The 1,371-nt window shown below is 54.4% G+C and carries 1 rRNA gene; it reads right to left on the bottom strand.

What is annotated here, in order from left to right:
- Positions 1-1,371 (bottom strand): 23S ribosomal RNA (locus tag HP548_RS00405); the annotation flags it as partial.

The following is a 1,371-nucleotide window of genomic DNA, read 5'->3' as shown; positions in this document are numbered from 1 at the left end:
TTGGATAAGCCCTCGACCGATTAGTACTGGTCAGCTCCATGCATTGCTGCACTTCCACCCCCAGCCTATCTACCTCGTCGTCTTCAAGGGGTCTTACATACTGGGAAATCTCATCTTGAGGGGGGCTTCACGCTTAGATGCTTTCAGCGCTTATCCCTTCCGTACATAGCTACCCAGCGGTGCTCCTGGCGGAACAACTGGTACACCAGCGGTACGTCCATCCCGGTCCTCTCGTACTAAGGACAGCTCCTCTCAAATTTCCTACGCCCACGACAGATAGGGACCGAACTGTCTCACGACGTTCTGAACCCAGCTCGCGTACCGCTTTAATGGGCGAACAGCCCAACCCTTGGGACCTACTTCAGCCCCAGGATGCGATGAGCCGACATCGAGGTGCCAAACCTCCCCGTCGATGTGGACTCTTGGGGGAGATAAGCCTGTTATCCCCAGGGTAGCTTTTATCCGTTGAGCGATGGCCCTTCCATGCGGTACCACCGGATCACTAAGCCCGACTTTCGTCCCTGCTCGACTTGTAGGTCTCGCAGTCAAGCTCCCTTATGCCTTTGCACTCTTCGAATGATTTCCAACCATTCTGAGGGAACCTTTGGGCGCCTCCGTTACTCTTTAGGAGGCGACCGCCCCAGTCAAACTGCCCACCTGACACTGTCCCCGCACCGGATTACGGTACCAGGTTAGAACCTAGATACGATCAGGGTGGTATCCCAACGGTGCCTCCACACAAGCTGGCGCTCATGCTTCAAAGGCTCCCACCTATCCTGTACAGATCGTACCCAAATTCAATATCAAGCTGCAGTAAAGCTCCATGGGGTCTTTCCGTCTTGTCGCGGGTAACCTGCATCTTCACAGGTATTAAAATTTCACCGGATCTCTCGTTGAGACAGCGCCCAAGTCGTTACGCCATTCGTGCGGGTCAGAATTTACCTGACAAGGAATTTCGCTACCTTAGGACCGTTATAGTTACGGCCGCCGTTTACTGGGGCTTCGGTTCACAGCTTCGGATTGCTCCTAACCGCTCCCCTTAACCTTCCAGCACCGGGCAGGCGTCAGCCCGTATACTTCGCCTTACGGCTTCGCACAGACCTGTGTTTTTGCTAAACAGTCGCTTGGGCCTTTTCACTGCGGCCCCCTCGTGCTATTCACACTACCGGGGCACCCCTTCTCCCGAAGTTACGGGGTCATTTTGCCGAGTTCCTTAACGAGAGTTCTTCCGCGCGCCTTAGAATTCTCTTCTCGCCTACCTGTGTCGGTTTGCGGTACGGGCACCATCACCTGGCTAGAGGCTTTTCTTGGCAGTGTGAGATCATGACCTTCGCTACTATAATTTTCGCTCCCCATTACAGCCCAGCCTTA

Source organism: Paenibacillus taichungensis, assembly GCF_013359905.1.
GTDB classification, from domain to species: Bacteria; Bacillota; Bacilli; order Paenibacillales; family Paenibacillaceae; genus Paenibacillus; species Paenibacillus taichungensis.
This window is presented reverse-complemented; position numbering and strand designations above follow the sequence as displayed.